Annotated in this window: 3 protein-coding genes; 1 reads left to right on the top strand and 2 read right to left on the bottom strand. The window is 74.5% G+C overall.

All coding sequences use genetic code 11. The annotated features are described in order from the left end of the window. Positions 1 to 174 precede the first annotated feature (174 nt). Both KBX53_RS28870 and KBX53_RS36910 read right to left on the bottom strand, forming a co-directional pair. Positions 175 to 837 carry a response regulator transcription factor gene (locus KBX53_RS28870; protein WP_030337802.1) on the bottom strand — a complete coding sequence of 221 codons (663 nt, stop codon included), beginning with the start codon at positions 835 to 837 and terminating at the stop codon, positions 175 to 177. Next, positions 834 to 2,069 carry a histidine kinase gene (locus KBX53_RS36910; protein WP_210862747.1) on the bottom strand — a complete coding sequence of 412 codons (1,236 nt, stop codon included), beginning with the start codon at positions 2,067 to 2,069 and terminating at the stop codon, positions 834 to 836. Before KBX53_RS36910 ends, KBX53_RS28870 begins: the two co-directional genes overlap by 4 nt. 155 nt (positions 2,070 to 2,224) lie before the next feature. Here KBX53_RS36910 and KBX53_RS28860 point away from each other — a divergent pair. After that, positions 2,225 to 2,706: SDR family NAD(P)-dependent oxidoreductase (locus KBX53_RS28860; RefSeq protein ID WP_210862745.1), on the top strand; the 482-nt coding region annotated here is incomplete at its 3' end.

Genomic DNA, 2,706 nt, shown 5'->3' with positions numbered 1-2,706 from the left:
GGCCGGGGTCGGCAGGACCAGGTTCACGCCGAGCAGCGCGGCCACCGCCAACCGGCTGGCACCTCGTCGTCGCATCACGTTCTCCCTCCGGAATGTCGTCCGGAGGGAGAGTGCGCCCAGGGGCGGGGCCCGGTCGTCGTGCCGCGGAGCCGTTCCCGGGCTGGCTCCACGGGGCTACTCGCCGGCGGCCACCAGACCCGTCTCGTACGCCAGCACCACGGCCTGGGCCCGGTCGCGCAGCCCCAGCTTGGCCAGGATCCGCCCGACGTGCGTCTTCACTGTCTGCTCGGCCACCACCAGGTCACCCGCGATCTCCGCGTTGTTGCGGCCCCGGGCGATCAACCGCAGCACCTCGGTCTCTCGTGGAGTGAGCCCGGCCAGGTCAGTGGGGCGGGGGCGGCGGCGGTCCGGGCGGGCCGCGAACTCGGCGATCAGCCGGCGGGTGACAGCGGGGGCGAGCAGCGCGTCCCCGGCCGCCACCACCCGCACCGCCTGCACCAGGTCGGCCGCCGGGGCGTCCTTGAGCAGGAAACCGCTGGCCCCGGCGCGCAGCGCCTCGTACACGTAGTCGTCCAGGTCGAAGGTGGTGAGGATGAGCACCCGGGGACGCTGCGCCGACCGGTCACCGAGCAGCGTGCGGGTGGCCTCCAGCCCGTCCATCACCGGCATCCGCACGTCCATCAGCACCACGTCCGGGTCGAGGTGGCGGGCGGCGGCCACGGCCTGCGCCCCGTCGGCGGCGTCACCCACCACCAGCAGATCCGGTTGGGCGGCGAGCAGCGCGCCGAAGCCCTGCCGGACCATCGCCTGGTCGTCGGCGATCAGCACCCGGATCATCGGTCCCCACCCTCCGCGTCGTACGGCAACTCGGCCGCCACCGCGTAACCCCCGTCGGGCAGCGGCCCGGCGGTGAACGTACCGCCCAGCGAGGTGGCCCGTTCCCGCATGCCGGTCAGCCCGTGCCCGGAGCCCGCCTCGCCGGGCCGGGAGCCCGCCGTGGCGGGTGGCGCGTTCTCCACGCGTACCCCCAGGCCGGACGCACCGGCGCGGACGGTGACCCGCACCGCGGCGCCGGCCGCGTGGCGGGCCGCGTTGGCCAGGCCCTCCTGCACGATGCGGTACGCGGCCAGCCCGACCGGCGCGGGCACCCGGTCGTCGTCCACCTGCTCGGCGTCCAGCGTGACCGACAGCCCGGCCCGGCGGGCGGCGTCCACCATCGCGCCCAGGTCGGTCAGGTCCGGCTGCGGCGCGGTCTGCGGCCCGGTCGTCTCGCTGCGCAGCACCCCCAGCAGTCGCCGCATGTCGGTGAGCGCGTCGCGGGCCGACGCGGCGATGGCGACGAACTCCGCGGCTGCCGGCGCCGGCACGTCGGTCAGCCGGTACGGGGCGGTCTCCGCCTGCACCGCGATCAGCGACATGTGGTGGGCCACCACGTCGTGCAGCTCCCGGGCGATCCGGGTGCGCTCCTCCAGCACCCCGCGGCGTTCCTGCTCCCGCTCGCTCAGCTCGGTCTGCGCGGCCAGCGCCCGCCGGGACAGCCGGTTGCGTCGGATCAGGTCACCGACGATCGCCAACGCCCCGAGCAGCAGCAGGACAGCGACCCGGTTCTCGGGCTCGACCAGGGTGAGCACCGGCACCGTCGTGATCGCCACCACCCAGCCCAGCACCGGCCGGTCGACCCGCGTGACGACCACCGCCACCACCACGATCGACCCGAGCGCCAGCGGCGGGGTCCACGGCCAGGCCTGGTCGGCCGGCGCGTTGAACGTGCAGATCAGCAGGGCCAGCACCGTCAGCCGCCAGGCCAGCAGCGGACGCCGGGGCAGCGCCAGCAGCGGCGCCACGGTCATCGCCGCGAACAGCAGCGCGACCAGTATCGGCAGGCCCCACTCGCTCTCCACGGTCAGCGTGATCAGGAAGAGACCGAGTGCGGCCAGCAGGCCGACCGGGGCGGCGTAGCGGGCCGGCCCGGGCCACCGGGCCAGCAGCGGCCGTTCGACCGGCGCGTCCGGGCCCAGCACTGTCTGCCACAGAGCCCGCAGGGCCACGGCGATCGGATGCCGGTTCACCACCCGGAGGCTACGGGCCGAGACCGTCACGAGGCGTGCCACCAGGGGTTGATCCCGGTGTCGTACCCCAGTGTGACGCGACTCCCGTTAGCGCTTACCTGTCGGTAACGCCTAGGCTTTCGCGCGTCTGTGCTGACCATTCGCAAGGGGGAACAGTGGCCCGTACCGTGCTGGTGACCGGGGGCAACCGGGGAATCGGCCTGGCCATCGCGCAGGCCTTCGCCAAGCAGGGCGACCGGGTGGCGGTCACCCACCGCAGCGGCGAGGCACCCGACGGGCTGTTCGGCGTCCGCGCCGACGTCACCGACGCCGCCTCGATCGACGCCGCGTTCGCCGCCGTCGAGGCCGAGCTGGGGCCGGTCGAGGTGCTGGTCGCCAACGCCGGCATGACCGCCGACACGCTGCTGCTGCGGATGTCCGAGGAGCAGTTCACCGATGTGGTGGACACCAACCTCACCGGCGCGTTCCGGGTCGCCAAGCGGGCCTCCGGCAAGATGCTCCGCGCCAAGTGGGGCCGCATGATCTTCATCTCCTCGGTGGTCGGCCTCGCCGGCGGCGCCGGGCAGGTCAACTACGCCGCCAGCAAGGCCGGCCTCGTCGGCGTCGCCCGCTCGATCACCCGGGAGCTGGGCAGCCG

This window comes from Micromonospora sp. M51 (assembly GCF_018070305.1).
GTDB lineage: Bacteria > Actinomycetota > Actinomycetes > Mycobacteriales > Micromonosporaceae > Micromonospora > Micromonospora parva.
The sequence above is the reverse complement of the archived record's forward strand: the minus strand, read 5'-3'. Positions and strand labels throughout refer to the sequence as shown.